Here is a 17289-nt window from a genome sequence, read left to right on the forward strand (position 1 = left end):
CGCCCGCTCGCATGAAAGTCGTCCTGATCAATCCCTACGAAATCGGTCGCCAGCCGTTCGGTCTGGCCGAACCGGCCGCTTGGCTCAAACGCGCCGGTTGTGAGGTGCATTGCCTCGATCTCACGCTGCAACGTCTGGAACCCGAGGTGTTGCATGCTGCCCGCGTGGTGGCGATTTACGTCGCCATGCACACCGCCACGCGTATTGCGGTGGAAGCGATACCGCGCATACAGGCGCTCGCACCCCAGGCGCATCTGTGCGTGTATGGCCTGTACGCGCCGATGAACGAAAAGCGGTTGCGCGACTTGGGCGTTCATACCGTGCTGGGCGGTGAAGTCGAGCCAGCCTTGGTGTCGCTGGTGGAACGGCTGCGCGCCGGCGACGGCCAGGTGCAAACCGAGCCGGTGGTGAATCTTTCCAAGATTGAATTCATGACGCCCGACCGCCGCGCACTGCCGCCGCTGGCGCACTACGCGCATTTGCAATTGCCGGACGGCGGCCGCAAGACCGTCGGTTTCGTCGAGGGCAGCCGCGGCTGCAAACATCTGTGCCGCCATTGCCCGGTGGTGCCGGTGTATCACGGCATGTTCCGTATCATTCCGGTGGATGTCGCGATGGCCGACGTGCGCCAGCAAGTGGCGGCCGGTGCGCAACATATTTCCTTCGGCGACCCGGATTTCCTGAACGGCCCGACCCATGCGCTCAAGCTGGTACAAGCTCTGCACGCTGAATTTCCGGATATTACTTACGACGCCACGATCAAGATCCAGCACATCATTGACCACGCCGAGATGTTGCCGGAATTGAAAGCCACCGGCTGTTTGTTCATCACCGCCGCGGTGGAATCGGTCGATGATCGCGTGCTCGATCTGCTCGCCAAGAACCATACGAACGAGGATTTCGCGCGCGCCGTGGCGCTGTGCCGCGCGGCCGGCATCGCGCTCGCGCCGACGTTCGTGGCATTCACGCCCTGGACCACGCTGGAGGGTTATATCGCGCTGCTCGAACGCCTGCTCGAACTCGATCTGGTCGAAAGCGTGCCGCCGATTCAATTGGCGATCCGCCTGCTCATCCCGCAGGGGTCGCTGCTGTTAGAGCTGCCGGGGTTTCAGGCGCACATCGGCGAATTCGACCCCAAGCTCCTGGGCTTCCCGTGGGAAAATCCCGATGCGCGCGTCGATCGCTTGCAACACGCAATACAGGAACTGGTGGCGCAGGCCGAAGCCCAAGGCTTGAGCCGGCGCGAGATATTCGCGCGCATCTGGGGATTAGCGCATGTGGCTTTGGGCGTGGAGACACCGTCGCTGGCGGATAGCGGCATGGGCACGCCGATCCCGCGCCTGTCCGAGCCCTGGTATTGCTGCGCCGAACCAACCCACCAGCAATTGCAAAGTTTTTAAAATCCGACACCAACATACCGCGTTGACCTCAATTCATTCCTCCGATTAGGTCATGATTTTTTTCGGATAAATTATGTTGTATATCTATTTGATAACTCGATGAATTAGGGAAATAAATACCTGCTATACGGATAGCGGATTTGGCGATACGAGTTGGCTTGATTAGTGTTTAGCTGCCAAAAGGCGCAAGATAATTAGGCAGGATAATTAGAAAAGATGGGGGAGATAGGTCATGAATCGACTCGCTTATATCGCTCTTGGCTGTCTGTGGTTATCGGTTTTTTTAATTCGGTGTATTTGTTTTTCGGTCCGTGCTCTCGGGCAATCTTCCCGATTCGATCAAGACGACTGGCGCGACTAAGAAAAAATGGTGGTCGGGGTTGGGAAAATCTGTTGGGAACAGATTTGAACACGCGTAGCGCGGCTCGAAAACGAGGTCAGCGATCTGGGTGCGCGTCTAGACGACGGAGTCACCCATGATGCGCGAGGTTACCTCGCACTTTGGAAAAAAAGGAGAAATCTGACATGAAAACGAAGAAACTCATCCCGCTGCTGCTCCTTCTATGCTTGTCCGCCTGGGCGCAAGGTGCGAGCGGCGACTGCACGGACAACTGCATCTTCACCGGCACGACGACCGTCACCACGCTGAGCGGAGCAGGCGCGGTCGGCACAAACACGCTAGCGAACTCCGCCGTCACGTACGCCAAGATCCAGAACGAGACTAATAACACGTTGCTCGGGAATATGAGTGGTGGTGCTGCTGCCCCCAGGGAGATTCCCATCATGCCATTCAACGGGACTCCATTTTCTCCGCAAGGAGTAGTCACGAATGGTCCCGCCTTTTATACTGTAATGAACTCCGCAGCGGATTTACGCCAGATTGTTAATGCTGGATTCGTCATAAATTCCGGTGGTACAAACGCATCGCCGGGTTATGCACCGACCATGATTAACGACACGGGTTCGGCTGGATTCTATTTCCTGATTTCACCGCAGAGCGCCGGTTTTTACTTTGAACCGGGAGATATGTCTCTCGTTGAAACCGCCCCCGGAACAACCGCGCTGCCTGTCACTTTTACACGGCTCCGTGCTGTTAATACTTTAGATGTAACCGATGCAACTGCTGGGTATGGGGCATATTCCAGGTCCTATATGTATGGGTCTATAAATAATTCCAGCATCCCGTTCGGTCCTGGTGCTACCGTCGATAAGCCTGTCCAGTATTGGCTCGGCTCCGTCCCTCGAACATCAGGAGGCGTATTCACGGGTGGCCCTGCGGGGGCACAGTCTTTCCTTGGGTTCAAGAACGGCCCGCTGACAATCGGGCTAGACGCCGATAACAGTGGAACCTACTTTGGGCAGATAGACGACGTCACCGGCGTACTCCATTGGACCGTCCCCATAGTCGAGACCTCCGAACAGGTCATCACTACGACCAGCGCGACGGTCTCCAACAACGTGAGCACCGTTTACCTGAACGGGTCCAGCTCCCCGAGCATCACCGTCACTTTTCCCGCGACACCAATCGCTGGTCAGGAACTGACGCTCACGCTCGGGACCGCGTACACGGAGATCACGCTGGACGGGAACGGCAAGACGCTGGTAGCAGGGACGATAGGTGTTACCGTTGGTTCGTTCGGCAGGTGGAAGTACCGCGCCGCCGACACGACTTGGTACCGAGTCGGATAAAGTCTAATGCCTACCGGTCGGCTTGACCGGGAACACCGAAGAAGAAGCCGTAGGGGTTTGTAAAAACGCGTCCGGCGAAACTGAATTCCGGTCAAAACACCGGCGCTATGCGAAAAAGATGGTGTTTATTTACTGGACGGCGGCACGTAACCGGCCGGCAACTGCGAGCCTTCGCCGAAGAAAAATTTTTCCATCTCGCCCTCGAGCATCTTGCGTGCCTTGGGGTCCATGGGGTTGATGCGGTACTCGTTCATCAACATGGTCTGGTGGCCGAGCCACAGCTTCCACGCCTCCTTCGAGACGCTCTCCCAGATGCGCTTGCCGAGTTCACCGGGGTAGGTCGGGTAATCCAGTCCTTCGGCCTCTTTGCCGAGTTTGACGCACTTCACCATGCGGGCCATTAACTTTTCCTCAATTGTTCGAGCAGACGTTTTACCGGCGCGCTGAATCCGCGCTGATCCGGTCGGCGCACGTTATACCAGACTGTTTCTCCATTCTCCATCGCCTGATCCGTTCCCCCCACCACTTGCGCGGGTATCGGCGTGATGTCGAGATGAAAGTGGCTGAAGGAATGACGCAGCGTCGGCCACGGTGCATCGGTCTGGATATTAAGGCCGAGTTGCTTGCGGCACCATAGTCGTGCATTGCCGTTGGTGCATTCGGGAAATCCCCACAGGCCGCCCCATAGTCCCGTCGGTGGGCGCCGTTGCAGCAAGATGCGTCCGCGTTGGTCGCGGATCATGAGCATGCGGGTCGCCTTGACCGGGGTTTTTCGTGAGGCAACGCGCACTGGATAATCCTGCGGCGCGCCGAGCCGACAGGCATGGCAGGCGGTACGCAGCGGACAGGCCGTGCATCGCGGTTTGGCGCGGGTGCACACGGTCGCGCCCAGATCCATGATTGCCTGCGTGTAGTTGGCCACGCGTTTTCGTGGCGTGTGTTTTTCGGCCAGTTGCCACAGGCGATTATCCGTGTCGCGCTTGTTGAGCGGCGTATCGACGGCGTAATAGCGCGCCAGCACGCGCTTGACGTTGCCGTCGAGTATCGGATGGCGCTGGTCAAAGGCCAGCGCCAGGATGGCGCCCGCGGTGGAACGGCCGATGCCGGGTAAATCCGTCACCGCCTCGAAGCGACGGGGGAATATACTGGCATGCTCCTCCGCAATGTGCCGCGCCGCTTTGTGCAGGTTGCGTGCGCGGGCATAGTACCCGAGACCGGTCCAGAGATGCAGCACCTCGTCCAGATTTGCGCGCGCGAGCGCCTTAATGTCAGGAAACCGCGCGATGAAGCGATTGAAATAAGGAATCACGGTGGCCACCTGCGTCTGCTGCAGCATGATTTCCGAGACCCAGATGCGGTACGGATCGCGCCTGCGTTTCCACGGCAGGGTCTTGCGCCCGTGGCGGTCGTACCACGCGAGCACCCGCCGGCTGAGAGAAGGGCTACTCATGGCCGGCCAGCACCTCCACCTGGATCGCGGTGGCCTTGATTTCCTTCTGCAGGAAAGATTTCATCAGCCACGGGCCGATCAGCGGCGGGATAAAAAAGTCCGGCACCATCTCTGCCGAATAATACAGCCGCGTTTTCGCACCCTCCGCGACTACTCGCCAGCGTTCGACGGAATAGCTGAAGTCGCTCAGTGCTGGGTCGCCGATCACGACGATGTCATTCCGTGGCCAGGCTTGGATGTCGACGACCTTTTTCATGGTTTTGCAGAAGATCAGGACGCAGGCGTGTAAGGTGACGCCCACGCGATGCCGGTTCTCGTCCTCCTTCTTCAGGATACGGCTCTCGACAATGACCTTAGAAACCCGCGTCAGTCGATCGTAGTCAGTCATGATCTGCCAGACCCTGTCGCGAGCGGCGTCGAGAACTACTTCGAAGGACACCGTGTAGCGGCCATCGTCATGTACGGCCTCGGTGCGCAGTATGGTGGCGGGGGCCGCGAGGGTCGGAAGCAGCAGGCCGGTGACCAGCAAAACCGATGTACTGCGCTGCGCATTCAACATGTCAGCTAACGCAACTTAAATCTTTCTTTCAGCTTTTCCTGGAACTTTTCTTTTACCTCGGTTTTCTTTTCTTCGGCTTTGCCTTTGAGGATGGCATTCCAGTCTGGCCTGAATCTGAGTTTCGCAAATGGCCCGTCAATGATGATGGGGTATGAACTCACCGAGACGATGTAGTCGAGGGTTTCCTTGGGTAAATCGGCTGAACCCTTGCCGCTGATGCTTAGCAAATTCGGACTCTGAATTTTCAGATCGTTGTTCTGAACGATGCCATTTTTGATCTGTGCCGTTCCGCCCAGCTGGGAAAAGCGGGTTTCATCACCGGACTGGGGCGAGAGCTCGGTCAGCTTCTGATAGGTTTTATCACGCTTGGCGGCCTCGATGGTGGCGGTCATTTTCTTCAGGTCGATGCCCTTGATGGCGCCGTTCAGAACTGCGAACGCGGCCGTGCCGTTGAGCGTTTCCTTGATCTGTCGTGCATCCAGACCCTGGGCCGTGACCTTGGTGCCCAGATTGGCGGTGCCGGTGAATTTGTCGAACTGCAAGGCGTCCTTCAGCATCGGCGCCAGATCCACGCCACTGACCGATTCGTCGATAGCTAGCGTCGGGGTCTTGCCACGCACATCGAGTGTGGTGCGGCCGGCGTATTTGCCGCTGTAGAGCTTGGCCTGATTGGGCCCGAGCGTGATCAGGCCGTTGTCCGCCGCCACCTGTACCACGACGTCGCTCGAATGCAAATTCATGGCCTTGAGTTTCTGAATGTGGAATTTTCCTTGCACGGCCAGTGAGCGCAGCGTCGACAGCGGGACTTCCACCGGTTGGGTGGGCGCGGCCGTACCCGGTTTGGGACCGGAAGCGGCGGCCGGCGCCGCCGGCGGGAGATAACCGTCCAGGTCGATCTGATCGAGCGCGAGATCGAACTGATAGGAAGGTTTGGTGAAGTGACGCACCGCCAGCGAGCCGTTCAAGCGGCTGTCATCGAGGTTGATTGCCAGGTCTTTCAGCTCGATGCTGTCAGCCGTCGCGGAAAATTTTGTCTTGAGCGAAAGTTTGGTGAGCGCAGTCTTGCCGGCCGTTTCAACTTTCACGCCCAGTTTGTCCATGAGTGAGCGTGGGTTGAAAGGACTGATTTCGAGCGTACCACTGACGGCCGGCGCGTCGAAAATATGCGTAGCCTTGAAATTGGTTTGCAGGGTGAGATCCCCCAACGCCAGCGTGAGGCTGTCGACATCCAGTGCCTGGGCCTCGAGGTCGAAATTCATCCGGGACTTCAGATCCACGCGCGTGCGCAGCGGCGGCTGGCCGCTCTCCAGATCGAACGCAAGCTGGACATCGACCGGCTTGCTCGCGACGATCTTGCCGGTCTTGAAGTCGAGGTTGTGCACGGCGTAGTGCGCGCCGTTTTTCTGATCTTTCCAGGTGACGTCCGCCTTGCGGATATCGATCTTGTTGATGCTGACGCCGCCGATGCCGGACTCCTTGCCGGGGGCGGGTTTCTCGGCGGTTTGTTCCGCCGTGGGCGGCTTGACCAGGTCGTCCCAGTTGGTTTTGCCCGCGGCGTTGCGCGCGAGGTTGAGTTTCAGGCCGTCGAGAAAAACGGTATCGACGACCACTTGCTTGCGCAGCAGCGGCAGCAGTTCAACTTTGGCGCCGGCAGCGTCGATGTGTGCAAAGGGGTCGGTGCCAAAGCCGGGTGCGTTGCCCAGCTCGAGCTTGCCGGTTTCAATACCGATCCAGGGAAAAAATGACCAGCCGAGTTTTCCATCGATACGCAGTTCCCGGCCGGTCTTGTCCTTGACCATCTCGATGATTTTCCCCTTGTATTCGTTGGGATCGAAGACCAGTGTCAGGGTGACGGCGAGTATTGCCAGCAGGGCCAACAACCCGCCCAGCAGTATCGCCAAGATTTTTAAGGGTTTTTTCATGGCTTTACTCCGGGTGAAAATGGGGTGGAGCGGGTGATGGGAATCGAACCCACGCTACTTGCTTGGGAAGCAAGAGTTCTACCATTGAACTACACCCGCGATTGGCCCAGCTTATGCATAGATGAAGCAACATACCAGCCGAATCGACCGGTAGGAGAGAGATTCTACCTTGACAGCTCAATACATCAAGCCGCGCCCGCAAAACGACGCTGATCCGTTATTGATCAGTTATCTCGATGCAATTGTGGCGCTGACATGCCAACGGGAGGCGCTGGGATTGACCACGTCCCTGATCGATTCTTTGTGCCAGCACGTGCGCGCGGAACGCTTCCGGCTGCTGGCGATTTCAAATTTCAACAAAGATGACGAATTGGATGGAAGCAACTTCCAGGGTGTCGTCGTGCGCGATTGGCTCGAACCTTTGTCCGTCCCGGTGCCCATACGGTATGACCAGGACCTGCTTGCCTGCGCACGCACGAGAGATCGCGTCAGCCGCAAACTGCCGGGCATGAAAGGTCGCCGACTGATACTGCCCATCATCGGTGCGGGTCAGGCCACGGCGATGCTGGTGATCGAAGGCATGCGGGAGGTGGGCGGTGAAGACGAGGTGCTCGCGCGGCTTCTCCAGATCTTCAGCAACCAGCTGTACCTGCTCTCGCGCAACGAACTGGACGGACTGACCGGCCTGCATAACCGTCAGTCTTTCGACGAACGCATCAAGCATTTGGTGCTCAATGCCGGTCATCGGGAACGCCGCGCGCAGCCGAATGTGACCGCGCAGCAGAACTGTCTGGCGTTGCTGGACATTGATTACTTTAAAATGGTAAACGACAAGTACGGGCACCTGTACGGCGACGAGGTGCTGGTGCAATTCGCGCGACTCATGAGTCGCGCGTTTCGTCATCAGGACATGATGTTCCGTTATGGCGGCGAAGAGTTTGCCGTGGTGCTGGTTAGCATGACCCCCGAGGCTTGCGTGCCGGTGCTGGAATCTTTTCGGCGGACATTGGAGGCTTACGAGTTCCCGCAGATAGGCTGTAGGACCGTGAGTATCGGCGTGGCGTGTATTGCCTCCGGTGAGAGCGTGGACACGATCATCAACCGGGCCGACAAGGCGATGTACCACGCCAAGCTTAATGGCCGCAATCAGGTATGTTGCTACGAGGCGCTGGTGGCGGAAGGAAAACTTGCTCCGGTGACGGTGGCCACGGGCGACATCGAGCTTTTTTGATCGCGCGCCGTGCCGGCGTGCGTTATTCCAGAACCGGGATTACAATAACCGGGCCGACAGCGCGGATATACCTGTTTTTCGAATGTTTATTCACCGTCATGAAGATCATGCTCAACGGTCAGGAAAAGAGTCTCACGGCGCCGCTGACAATCTCGGCGCTGTTGCAGGACATGGGCCTTGGCGAACGGCGCGTGGCGGTTGAGGTCAATCGGGAAATCGTGCCGCGCAGCCAACATGAGGGTTTTCAGTTGCAGGACAATGATCGTGTCGAAGTCGTGTTTGCAATCGGAGGAGGTAGTGGCATGAGCCGCAGAGCAGGGGCCCCACGAAGTGGGGATGCGACCGGCGAAGGCCACAGGCCGCCGACAACGGGAGATATGGTCTTGCAGCGCACTTTATGGAGGCGGCGCGTGTGGCGGTAACTGCTGAAACAATCCGCTCCCCGTCGAAAGATCCGCTGGTCATCGCGGGTCGGACATACTCGTCGCGACTGCTGGTGGGCACTGGCAAGTACAAGGATCTCGAGGAAACCCGACGCGCGGTGGAGGCGAGCGGGGCGCAGATCATCACCATCGCGGTGCGGCGCACCAATATCGGCCAGAACCCGAACGAGCCGAGCCTGACCGACATATTACCGCCGACAAAATATACCTACCTGCCCAATACCGCGGGCTGTTACTCTGCCTCCGATGCCATCCGCACCTGCCGGCTCGCGCGTGAACTGCTCGATGGGCATGATCTCGTGAAGCTCGAGGTGCTGGGGAGCGAAAAGACCCTGTACCCGGATATTCCCCAGACCTTGAATGCCGCCGAGACACTGATCAAGGACGGCTTCAAGGTCATGGTGTACACCAACGACGATCCGATCGTGGCGCGGCGTTTTGCCGAGATGGGTTGCGTGGCGGTAATGCCGCTCGCGGCGCCGATCGGTTCGGGGCTGGGCATCCGCAATCCGTACAACATCCGCTTCATCGTCGAGGAGGCCACGGTGCCGGTCCTGGTGGACGCGGGTGTGGGCACGGCGAGTGACGCCGCCATTGCGATGGAGCTGGGTTGCGACGGCGTGCTCATGAACACCGCCATTGCCGCGGCGCAGAACCCGGTGCTCATGGCGCAGGCGATGCGCAAGGCGGTCGAAGCCGGGCGCGAGGCCTACCTCGCCGGGCGCATGCCGCGTAAGCAGTACGGGTCGCCGTCCTCGCCCCTCGGCGGGACGTTTTTCTGAAAAACTTTTATAGATAGGATTAACAAATTAAAGCTTTAAAGAATTAATCCTGTTAATCCCGTGAACTCGCTTTTTTCTTTCTGTGTCCGAGCCTGACAAGCGCCGGTCGATCCGTAGTTTCGTGCGTCGCGAGAGACGCATCACGCCGGCGCAACGGCGTGCGCTCAAAGATTTGTGGCCGCGCTACGGTTTTGAGACAGGTGAAGCGCTGCTCGACTTCGCCGCTGTTTTTGGCCGCCGCGCGTCGGTGATACTCGAGATCGGTTTTGGCAACGGCGATGCGCTGGTTGCCGAGGCGGGACCACATCCGGAAAATAATTATATTGGTATTGAAGTGCATCGACCCGGTGTCGGCAACCTGCTGCGCAAGCTCGATTCATCGGAATTGAAAAACGTGCGGGTGATACTCGCCGATGCCAAGGAAGTTCTGGCCGCGCAGATCCCGGAGGCATCGCTTTTCGGTGTACATCTTTTTTTCCCCGACCCGTGGCCGAAGAAACGGCACCACAAGCGCCGCCTGGTGCAGCCCGATTTTGCCGCGCTGGTGATGCGCAAGCTCGTACCGGGCGGCTATATCCATCTTGCCACGGATTGGAAGGATTACGCTGAACACATGGTTTCAGTACTGTCCCGCACGCCGGGGTTAGTCGAGGTGAGCGGGCTGGATCAATTCACGACAATGATGGCGTCACGGGGGCAGACCCGTTTTGAGCAGCGTGGACGCAAACTGGGTAACCCGATATGGGATCTGGTGTTTCAGCGAACAATTTAGCGGAATCCGCTCCCGGCGTGTTTACCGCCCGCGCTTGACGAGCTCTTCTTTTTCCTTGCGCGAGAGCAATCGCAGCGAGCATTCGCGGATCAGCGCCTGGGATCGGCTGCCGCAGAGTTCCTGATAGCGAAGCATGACTGGACGGCGGCTGCGGGTGTACCGCGAGGCCGTGCCGTCGTTGTGCTGATCCTGACGGCGCTCGAGATTGTTGGTGACGCCGGTGTAGAACGAGCCGTCGCGGCATTCCAGGATATAGACAAACCAGGGCAGTTCCGCAGCGGCAGCGCCATCCCGGGTGGGTTCGGGTCGGTCATCCATGGCGTGGCAATCAGTTGAGGTTGGCGACGATTTGCTTCAGTTCGGCGATGCGTCGGTGTGCATCGGGCGCATCGCCCGCGCTGGGCCGCAGCGTCAGATAGGATTGATAGTCCTCCAGCGCCGCGCGGAAGCACTCCAGGTGCTCATAGATGCGGCCGCGGTCGCGGATCTCGTCCGGTTGATCTGGCTGAATCAATAGAATCTGGTCGATGACAGTGAGTGCTTTTTCATATCGCTCACGTCGCAAATACGCGCCTTTGAGATTGCGCAACATGCGCACCAGAATTTCCTTCTTGCCAGCCGCAGTGAGTAGACGCTCAAGCGGTGCGCTCGCGGTGTCGGCCGCCGTTCCGTAGGTTTCCTCGAGCATTTCCACCAGGTCTTCCTTGCTCATCAGGCTGCCGCCGGAAAAGGGGTCCAGCACCACTTCGCCTTCACGAGTGGAAAACTTGACCAGAAAATGGCCGGGGAAAGATACGCCCTTGAGCGGCAAGCCCAGGCGCCGTCCGACTTCCATGTAAAGGATGGAGAGTGTGATCGGGATACCGCGCTTGCGGTCCAGCACTTCGTTGAGAAAGCTGTTGCGCGGATCGTCGTAATCGTCGGTATCCCCGGAAAAACCCTGCTCCACGAACAGGAACTGATTGAGGGTCACCAAGGTATCTTCGAGACCGGCCTGCGCTGGCAGCCGCTGCTGCACGCTCGTGGCCAGTTCATCGAGTTGCCGCAGATAGGCGTCGACATCCAGGCCGGGATATTCATCCATCGCAATAAGCAGTGCAGCTTCCGCCAGATTCATCTCCTGCTCGGAGGTTTTGGCGAGTTTGACCAGACGTTCGTGCATTCGTGATTCCATGATCGGCCGTTCCGTGACGGCGGGATTGCTCTGACACTCAGGCTAAGAGTAGCAGACGCATGCAAGAGTAAGCGGCGCACTGGCCGGTGGAGAAACGCACGGCCATTCATGGAGTTGAACGTGTTTCCTGGCGTGAAACCGAAAAGGCGATGTGACGGAAACGTTTATCCGGGACGCGCCGGGACGATGGCGATTTCTGTTGTATTGTCTATCGAGGTTTCCGGCGCGGCGAACTGGCGATTGACGGTTACTCGTACCATGTGTTCCATCAGCGCTGTTTCCCAGTTCCCGCCGCGTGCGCGCAGCCAGGCGAGCAGCGCACGCACGTCAGTGATGGATGCGGGCAGGCTTACTTCCTCGGAGGAAGATCCGAGTTTATCCACGAGATTTGCGAAATAAAGAATTTTTGCCACTGGGTATTTCAGGACGTCATCAGTCCAATGTCGTTGTGCCGCAATTTTGTCAGGAAACCCGCCGAATGGTGTCGCGATACGGCAACTTTCACCGGCGGCCCGCGGAATTTTTCAGGCCGAAACAAGGACCTGCGGATTGGCATATAAAATGCACGCCTAATCAAGCAATTATAACAAGAAAGCACTGGAGCAAGTGGTAAAGTTTGTGACAAGCCGGCAAGTCCGGCGGCATGAAGTGGGGCACCTGGCGGCATTCAAGCGGCCGGGCGATTCGTCTTTCAATCAGGATAGGGATGTTCCGAGGTAAGAATGAAGTGCGCCCTGTTCTGATCATCGAGATGTCCGCGACGCTGCAGCATGCCGTGCGTCGGCTGCTGAAGGCGAGTGGGCATACCGTCACCACCGTAAGAACCTACGAAGAAGGTTTGGAGCGGCTGAAGGACCGTAATGCCGTGCGCCACGCGGCGGTGATCTTCGGTCATCCTGCCGAACCCAACCGGCATGCCAACGAACTGCTGATGCGCTTGCGCCTGCCGGATTGCCGCGATCTTCCCGTGCTCGTGCTGGCACACGCCACCGATACCTCGATACTCGACTGGACGAGCCGACGCGCACGCACGGCGTTGCTGTTGTGGGACGATCATGCCGATTGCGTCGATTGTCTTTCGAAGTTGCTGACTGCCTCCGCGAAACGCGAGCGGCTGGAATCCGATACCCAGCATATCCGTGTGCTGTTTGCCGATGACTCGCCCACGGTGCGGGCTTCCTTCAAACGGCTGATGATGCGGCACGGCTATGAAGTCGACACGGCCACGTCCGCCGCCGAGGCCATGGAGAAGGCGAAACAGCATCCGTACGATATTGTCATAGCCGATTACTCCCTGCCCGACAGGAAAGGCGATGTCCTGTGCCGGCAATTGCGCGAGCATCCTCTGACGGCGGATATCACCGTCGCCATTATCACCGGCAGCTATCGGGAGGAAGTGATTCGGGACTCGCTCGAGGCCGGGGCTATGGAGTGCATGTTCAAGACCGAGGCCAGCGCCCTGTTTCTGGCGCGCCTCGCCGCCATGAGCCGCGCGGTGCGTGTGCGCAAGCGGATGGCGGCGGAACATCAGCGGCTGGCGGGTATCCTGGGTTCCGTGGGCGACGGCGTCTACGGCGTCAACCGCTCCGGGCAGATTACATTCATCAATCCCGCTGCGCGCAATATCCTGGGTTATGGCGATGAAGACCCACTCATCGGTTATTCGGCGCACAAGATGTTTCATCACACGCATGAAGACAGGACGGCTAATCCTTCGGAGAATTGTCTGCTGCAGCAGGCCTACAGTGCCGGTAATGAGCTGCGCGCCTGGTCAACGGTGTTCTGGCACAAGTCCGGTATGCCGATCCCGGTGGAATGCACGGTGTATCCGATGCAGATCAAGGGGCTGCTCGAGGGCTCAGTGGTGGCGTTCCGCGATATCACCGAGCGACGCATTCTTGAGCGTGAGTTGCTGTGGCAAGCCAACCATGACCCGCTGACCAAGCTGTACAATCGCAGCTGTTTCGAAAAGCAGCTGGAAAGCGAGGTCAGTCGGTTGAAGCGCAGCGAGGAGGTGAGCACGCTCGTCTACCTCGACCTCGACCGCTTCAAGTACATCAACGACACTGCCGGACACGCGGCCGGAGACCGGCTGCTCATGGAGATCAGCCAGCAGTTGCAATCGCGCATACGCGATTCCGACATGCTTGCGCGCCTCGGCGGCGACGAGTTCGCCATCCTGATGCACAACGTGGACCGGGAAAGGGTTTTTGCCACCGCGGAGAGCTTCCGCGAGATTCTCGACCAGTACACCTTCATGTACGGCAACCGCAACTACAAGGTCAACGGCAGCGTTGGGGTGGCGCTGATCGACCGCAACACGCCCTCACCCGGCGATGCCCTCGCCAACGCCGACATCGCCTGTTACATCGCCAAGGGCAAGGGCCGTAACCAGACGCACCTGTACTGCGCGGAGAACGACCAGAAAGTGGCGATGAACCTCGAGCTCGGCTGGTCGGCGCGCCTGCAGGATGCCCTGCGCGACGACAACTTCGTGCTGCACTATCAGCCGATCCTGGCGCTTGCCGGTCTGGACAGGAGGGAAGTCACGGACCAGACGGACAACCTCTGGCGGCAGATGTCGCGGGCATCCCCGCATGCCGCGCCGCACTACGAAGTGCTGGTCCGGCTGGTGAATCCGCGCGGCGAGATCGTCTATCCAGGCGCCTTTCTGCCGACCGCGGAGCGTTTCGGTCTCATGCACCAGATCGACACCTGGGTGCTGACAAATGCCGTGAAAAAGCTTTCGGAACTGAACAAGCTCGGCGGTGGCGCGACCTTCACCATTAATATATCCGGCCATTCGCTGGATGCTGAAAACCTGGCGCCGCTGTTGCGTACCCTGCTCGAGAAATATCAGCTCGCAGCTACCTCACTCGTTTTCGAGATTACCGAGGCGAGCGCCATCGCCAACATCGATGCGGCCAAGAAATTAATCAATGAATTGCGCAGTATCGGCTGCCGCTTCGCGCTTGACGATTTCGGCAGCGGTTTCAGCTCCTTCTTCCACCTCAAGCACCTGCCGGTGGATTTCGTGAAGATCGACGGCCAGTTCGTACAGGGCATGGGAACCAATCCCGCCGACCGCGCGATTGTCGCCTCGATCAACGATATCGCGCATTCCTTCGGCAAGCGCACCGTCGCCGAATTCGTCGAGAGCGCCGACGTCCTGAAGATGTTGCAGGACTCCGGTGTCGATTACGTGCAGGGTTACTATATTTCACCGCCCTCGAGCGACCTGCCGACGATCGACCTGCGCCGTCCGGACGCCGTCGGCCACGCCTGAGAACGCCCGGTTAGGGCGTGAAGCACTCGAGGTCGCTGGCGAACGCCACGGGTCCGGCGAAGTGTTTTTTGATGTATTCCAATACTTCTGTTTCATTTTCCGATGCGCGCGGCGTCAGCACGAGCTGCTTCACCCCCGCCGCCTGAGCGAGCCGAGCCACGACCGAGGACGGCATGGTTGCCGGCACGGAAAGATTCACGATCAGCAAGTCCGCGTTCTTGATCAATCGTTCCAGACCGCCACCCCCGCTGTCTTCGCTGAAGGCGATGCTTTTGGTTCCCGCGTCCACGCGCCAGGCAAGCGCCGGCGCCGATCCATGTGCGACGTAAACCGCCGATGTGCGCAGTCGTTCGTTGGCGAAGACGGAAAGGATATCCGGATCCGGCGCGCGCCGGGCGCCGAGACCGCGGCGCTCCTCCCCGACATCGTTGGGCCGAAGCTTGTAGGTATCCTTGGCCAGCGGATTCAGGAAATTCCCGAGATAGCGGTACGCGCCGCGAGTGTTGTCAAACAACGTGCGCACGAACGTCACGGTCGAGGGCATGAACTTGTTGCCTGAAGGACCGTACAGCGGAAGCGGCCGGTCGCGGTTCTCCGCCAGTGAGGAATCGACCAAGGCCGGCAGGTCGGCGGTACGGTCGACGTGCAGGCGCGTCAGCAGGATGACGTCGAGATCGGCGACGTTCGCCCCGGCCTCGCGGAAACGCAGCGCGGCGCCGGCACCGATATCGATCAACGCGCGCGGCTTGCCGTCGAGCCAGACGAGGTAGGCGCCTGCAGCGCGCTTGCCGAGCCCCGGCCCGCCCGGGCCCAATGTCTGGACCTGCACCGGCGCCATGCCGCAAGCCGGGGTGGCGACGGCGGGTATCCATGCGCCGCTCAGCAGCACAATGACGATGCGCGCGATCAAGCCGGCTCCAGGCGCTGGATGTGGTCGAGGCGGATGGTCAGGGTTTCGCCCGTGGCGGTGCGACAGACGAGAAATTCTTCATGATTGACCGTTTTGAGATCGAGCGGCAATACCACCCGATCGTAGTGCACGTTGGCGTCGTGCCAACGCAGATGCAGTTTCTGCCGATGCAGGATGGCGATCTCGTATTCCGAATAGCGCGCGCAGGCGATGGGCGCGTACGGGTCTTGATCGTGCGACTCAGTCATTGTCGCGTTGCGTCTCCAGTCCCGTCAGTTCGCCATCCGCGCCGACCTCGATCCGGAACACGATCGGGCGGCAGCAGACATAGCAGTCCTCGATGTATTCCTGGCTGCCGCCCGAGACATCGATTTCGGTCTCGAACGTCTCGCCGCAGTACGGGCACCGCACGCTCTGCTGATTGTTCACCGCGCGAGTTTATCAGTGTTTGCCCGGCTCCCGGACAGGTCCCGCGCGCCCGCTTGCTTCGGGTCGGGGGAGGGCTTATGCTGGGTGAGAACAAAAGGAGAACATAAATTGGGTGAGACGAACGAGCGAAGCGAGTAGGGCGTTATGCCAACCGACCGTTCCCGCCAGGTGTATGACTTCGTCCGCGCTTACACCGCGCACTACGGCTATGCGCCCAAGCTGCGGGAGATCGCCGACCATCTCGGCATTGCCTCGCGCGGCGTGGTGCATCGCCACCTGCGCGCGCTGGAGGCGGAAGGGCTGATCCGCATCGAACCGGATCGCGCGCGCGGCATCCGTCTGTCCAAGGGTCGGGCGGCCGCGACGCGGCCGTTTGGCGTCCCCGGCTCCGTAAGCGCGCCGTCCCTGGCGCACTTCTCGTTGCCCTTGCTCGGACGCATCGCCGCCGGACGTCCGATCGAGGCCATTCCCGGCGAGGACGAAATCGATCTCTCCGAATTCTTCGTCAACCGCGACCGCTTCGTCCTGCGGGTGCAGGGCGATTCCATGATCGAGGACGGCATTCTCGACGGTGACATGGTGATCGTGGAAAAGCGCGAGACGGCGGAAAACGGCGAGATTGTCGTGGCGCTCATCGACGGTATCGAAGCCACGCTCAAGCGCCTGCAGAAGAACCGCGACGGCAGCGTGACCCTGCGACCGGCGAACAGCCAGATGCCGCCCATGCGTTACCCCGCCGCGCGCGTACGTATTCAAGGAGTGGTGGTGGGGCAATTCCGCTCTTACCGATGAGCCATGGTTCCGCTTACTTGTTACTGGCCGCGGGCCATCATTCATATAGACATGAACGCCTTCTTCGCGTCGGTCGAGCAGCGTGATTTTCCGGAACTGCGTGGCAAGCCCGTCGGCGTCACCAACGGCGAGGTCGGCACCACTTTGATTACCTGTTCGTATGAGGCGCGTGCCTTGGGCGTGAAAACCGGCATGCGCGTGTACGACGCGCGCCGGCTGTGCCCTGGTCTGATCCAGCGCCCGGCGCGACCCAAGGTTTATGCCGGGATTTCCACGCGCATCATGCACACGCTCCAGGACATCAGCCCTGACGTGGAGGTGTTCAGCGTGGACGAGGCGTTCATCGACGTCACGCATTGCCAGCGTCTGCACGGCAGCCCCGAGCATATCGCGCATCTGGCGCGACAACGCATCCACGAGATCAGCGGCGGACTGCCCTGTTCCATCGGC

The 17289-nt window shown here is 59.5% G+C and carries 17 protein-coding genes, 1 tRNA gene and 2 pseudogenes; 9 read left to right on the forward strand and 11 right to left on the reverse strand.

Features of this window, described 5'->3' with window-relative positions; all coding sequences use genetic code 11:
• Positions 1-11 precede the first annotated feature (11 nt).
• Both ACC569_RS03765 and ACC569_RS03770 read left to right on the forward strand, forming a co-directional pair.
• Positions 12-1400 carry a CUAEP/CCAEP-tail radical SAM (seleno)protein gene (locus tag ACC569_RS03765; RefSeq protein ID WP_372522162.1) on the forward strand — a complete coding sequence of 463 codons (1389 nt, stop codon included), beginning with the start codon at positions 12-14 and terminating at the stop codon, positions 1398-1400.
• A gap of 525 nt (positions 1401-1925) precedes the next feature.
• Positions 1926-3089 carry a hypothetical protein gene (locus tag ACC569_RS03770; protein ID WP_372522163.1) on the forward strand — a complete coding sequence of 388 codons (1164 nt, stop codon included), beginning with the start codon at positions 1926-1928 and terminating at the stop codon, positions 3087-3089.
• 125 nt (positions 3090-3214) lie between these two features.
• On the opposite strand, the gene ACC569_RS03775 is transcribed toward ACC569_RS03770, so the two are convergent.
• The 5 genes from ACC569_RS03775 to ACC569_RS03795 form a co-directional block, all read right to left on the reverse strand.
• Positions 3215-3490, reverse strand: coding sequence for an oxidative damage protection protein (locus ACC569_RS03775; RefSeq protein WP_372522164.1), 276 nt, complete (start codon positions 3488-3490; stop codon positions 3215-3217).
• Entirely contained in the window at positions 3490-4539 is a 1050-nt protein-coding gene (gene mutY / locus ACC569_RS03780) for an A/G-specific adenine glycosylase (protein ID WP_372522165.1), read from the reverse strand. The genes ACC569_RS03775 and mutY overlap by 1 nt, the downstream gene beginning before the upstream one ends.
• Positions 4532-5098: an SRPBCC family protein gene (locus ACC569_RS03785; protein ID WP_372522166.1), complete on the reverse strand. Its 567-nt coding sequence runs from the start codon at positions 5096-5098 to the stop codon at positions 4532-4534. The genes mutY and ACC569_RS03785 overlap by 8 nt, the downstream gene beginning before the upstream one ends.
• Before the next feature lie 5 nt (positions 5099-5103).
• Complete coding sequence (locus tag ACC569_RS03790) at positions 5104-7020, reverse strand: AsmA family protein (RefSeq protein WP_372522167.1); 1917 nt, start codon at positions 7018-7020, stop codon at positions 5104-5106.
• 25 nt (positions 7021-7045) lie between these two features.
• Positions 7046-7119: transfer RNA gene (locus ACC569_RS03795), tRNA-Gly, on the reverse strand.
• A 70-nt stretch (positions 7120-7189) separates the two neighbouring features.
• Here ACC569_RS03795 and ACC569_RS03800 point away from each other — a divergent pair.
• The 4 genes and pseudogenes from ACC569_RS03800 (at position 7190) to trmB (ending at position 10248) form a co-directional block, all read left to right on the forward strand.
• Positions 7190-8251 (forward strand): diguanylate cyclase, encoded by a 1062-nt coding sequence (locus ACC569_RS03800; protein WP_372522168.1) that lies wholly within the window; start codon positions 7190-7192, stop codon positions 8249-8251.
• Between the two features lie 98 nt (positions 8252-8349).
• Positions 8350-8547, forward strand: a pseudogene (gene thiS / locus ACC569_RS03805) (sulfur carrier protein ThiS); the annotation flags it as partial.
• A gap of 137 nt (positions 8548-8684) precedes the next feature.
• Positions 8685-9476, forward strand: a complete 792-nt coding sequence (locus tag ACC569_RS03810) for a thiazole synthase (protein WP_372522179.1) — start codon at positions 8685-8687, stop codon at positions 9474-9476.
• A gap of 82 nt (positions 9477-9558) precedes the next feature.
• Complete coding sequence (trmB, locus tag ACC569_RS03815) at positions 9559-10248, forward strand: tRNA (guanosine(46)-N7)-methyltransferase TrmB (RefSeq protein ID WP_372522169.1); 690 nt, start codon at positions 9559-9561, stop codon at positions 10246-10248.
• A 21-nt stretch (positions 10249-10269) separates the two neighbouring features.
• Here the strand turns inward: trmB and ACC569_RS03820 are convergent, their stop codons facing one another.
• The 3 genes from ACC569_RS03820 to ACC569_RS03830 all read right to left on the reverse strand — a co-directional run bounded on the left by ACC569_RS03820 (position 10270) and on the right by ACC569_RS03830 (position 11835).
• A complete protein-coding gene (locus ACC569_RS03820; protein ID WP_372522170.1) occupies positions 10270-10566 on the reverse strand; it encodes a GIY-YIG nuclease family protein in 297 nt (98 codons plus the stop codon).
• Between the two features lie 10 nt (positions 10567-10576).
• A complete protein-coding gene (locus ACC569_RS03825) occupies positions 10577-11422 on the reverse strand; it encodes a SirB1 family protein (RefSeq protein WP_372522171.1) in 846 nt (281 codons plus the stop codon).
• A 164-nt stretch (positions 11423-11586) separates the two neighbouring features.
• Positions 11587-11835: a MoaD/ThiS family protein gene (locus ACC569_RS03830; protein ID WP_372522172.1), complete on the reverse strand. Its 249-nt coding sequence runs from the start codon at positions 11833-11835 to the stop codon at positions 11587-11589.
• 293 nt (positions 11836-12128) lie between these two features.
• Between ACC569_RS03830 and ACC569_RS03835 the strand changes: the two genes are divergently transcribed.
• The gene (locus ACC569_RS03835) at positions 12129-14708 is read left to right on the forward strand and encodes an EAL domain-containing protein (RefSeq protein ID WP_372522173.1); all 2580 of its coding nucleotides are present in this window, start codon (positions 12129-12131) and stop codon (positions 14706-14708) included.
• Positions 14709-14718: 10 nt separating this feature from the next.
• On the opposite strand, the gene ACC569_RS03840 is transcribed toward ACC569_RS03835, so the two are convergent.
• From ACC569_RS03840 to ACC569_RS03850, 3 genes are read right to left on the reverse strand one after another with little or no spacing between them, the layout of a single operon-like run.
• The gene (locus tag ACC569_RS03840) at positions 14719-15618 is read right to left on the reverse strand and encodes an MBL fold metallo-hydrolase (protein WP_372522174.1); all 900 of its coding nucleotides are present in this window, start codon (positions 15616-15618) and stop codon (positions 14719-14721) included.
• Entirely contained in the window at positions 15615-15866 is a 252-nt protein-coding gene (locus tag ACC569_RS03845) for a Rho-binding antiterminator (protein WP_372522175.1), read from the reverse strand. The genes ACC569_RS03840 and ACC569_RS03845 overlap by 4 nt, the downstream gene beginning before the upstream one ends.
• Positions 15859-16047 (reverse strand): CPXCG motif-containing cysteine-rich protein, encoded by a 189-nt coding sequence (locus ACC569_RS03850; RefSeq protein WP_372522176.1) that lies wholly within the window; start codon positions 16045-16047, stop codon positions 15859-15861. The genes ACC569_RS03845 and ACC569_RS03850 overlap by 8 nt, the downstream gene beginning before the upstream one ends.
• A 144-nt stretch (positions 16048-16191) precedes the next feature.
• Here ACC569_RS03850 and lexA point away from each other — a divergent pair, with 144 nt between their 5' ends.
• Both lexA and ACC569_RS03860 read left to right on the forward strand, forming a co-directional pair.
• Entirely contained in the window at positions 16192-16839 is a 648-nt protein-coding gene (lexA, locus tag ACC569_RS03855; RefSeq protein ID WP_372522177.1) for a transcriptional repressor LexA, read from the forward strand.
• Positions 16840-16890: 51 nt separating this feature from the next.
• Positions 16891-17289, forward strand: a pseudogene (locus ACC569_RS03860) (DNA polymerase IV); the annotation flags it as partial.

Source organism: Sulfuricaulis sp. (genome assembly GCF_041499725.1).
Lineage (GTDB): Bacteria > Pseudomonadota > Gammaproteobacteria > Acidiferrobacterales > Sulfurifustaceae > Sulfuricaulis.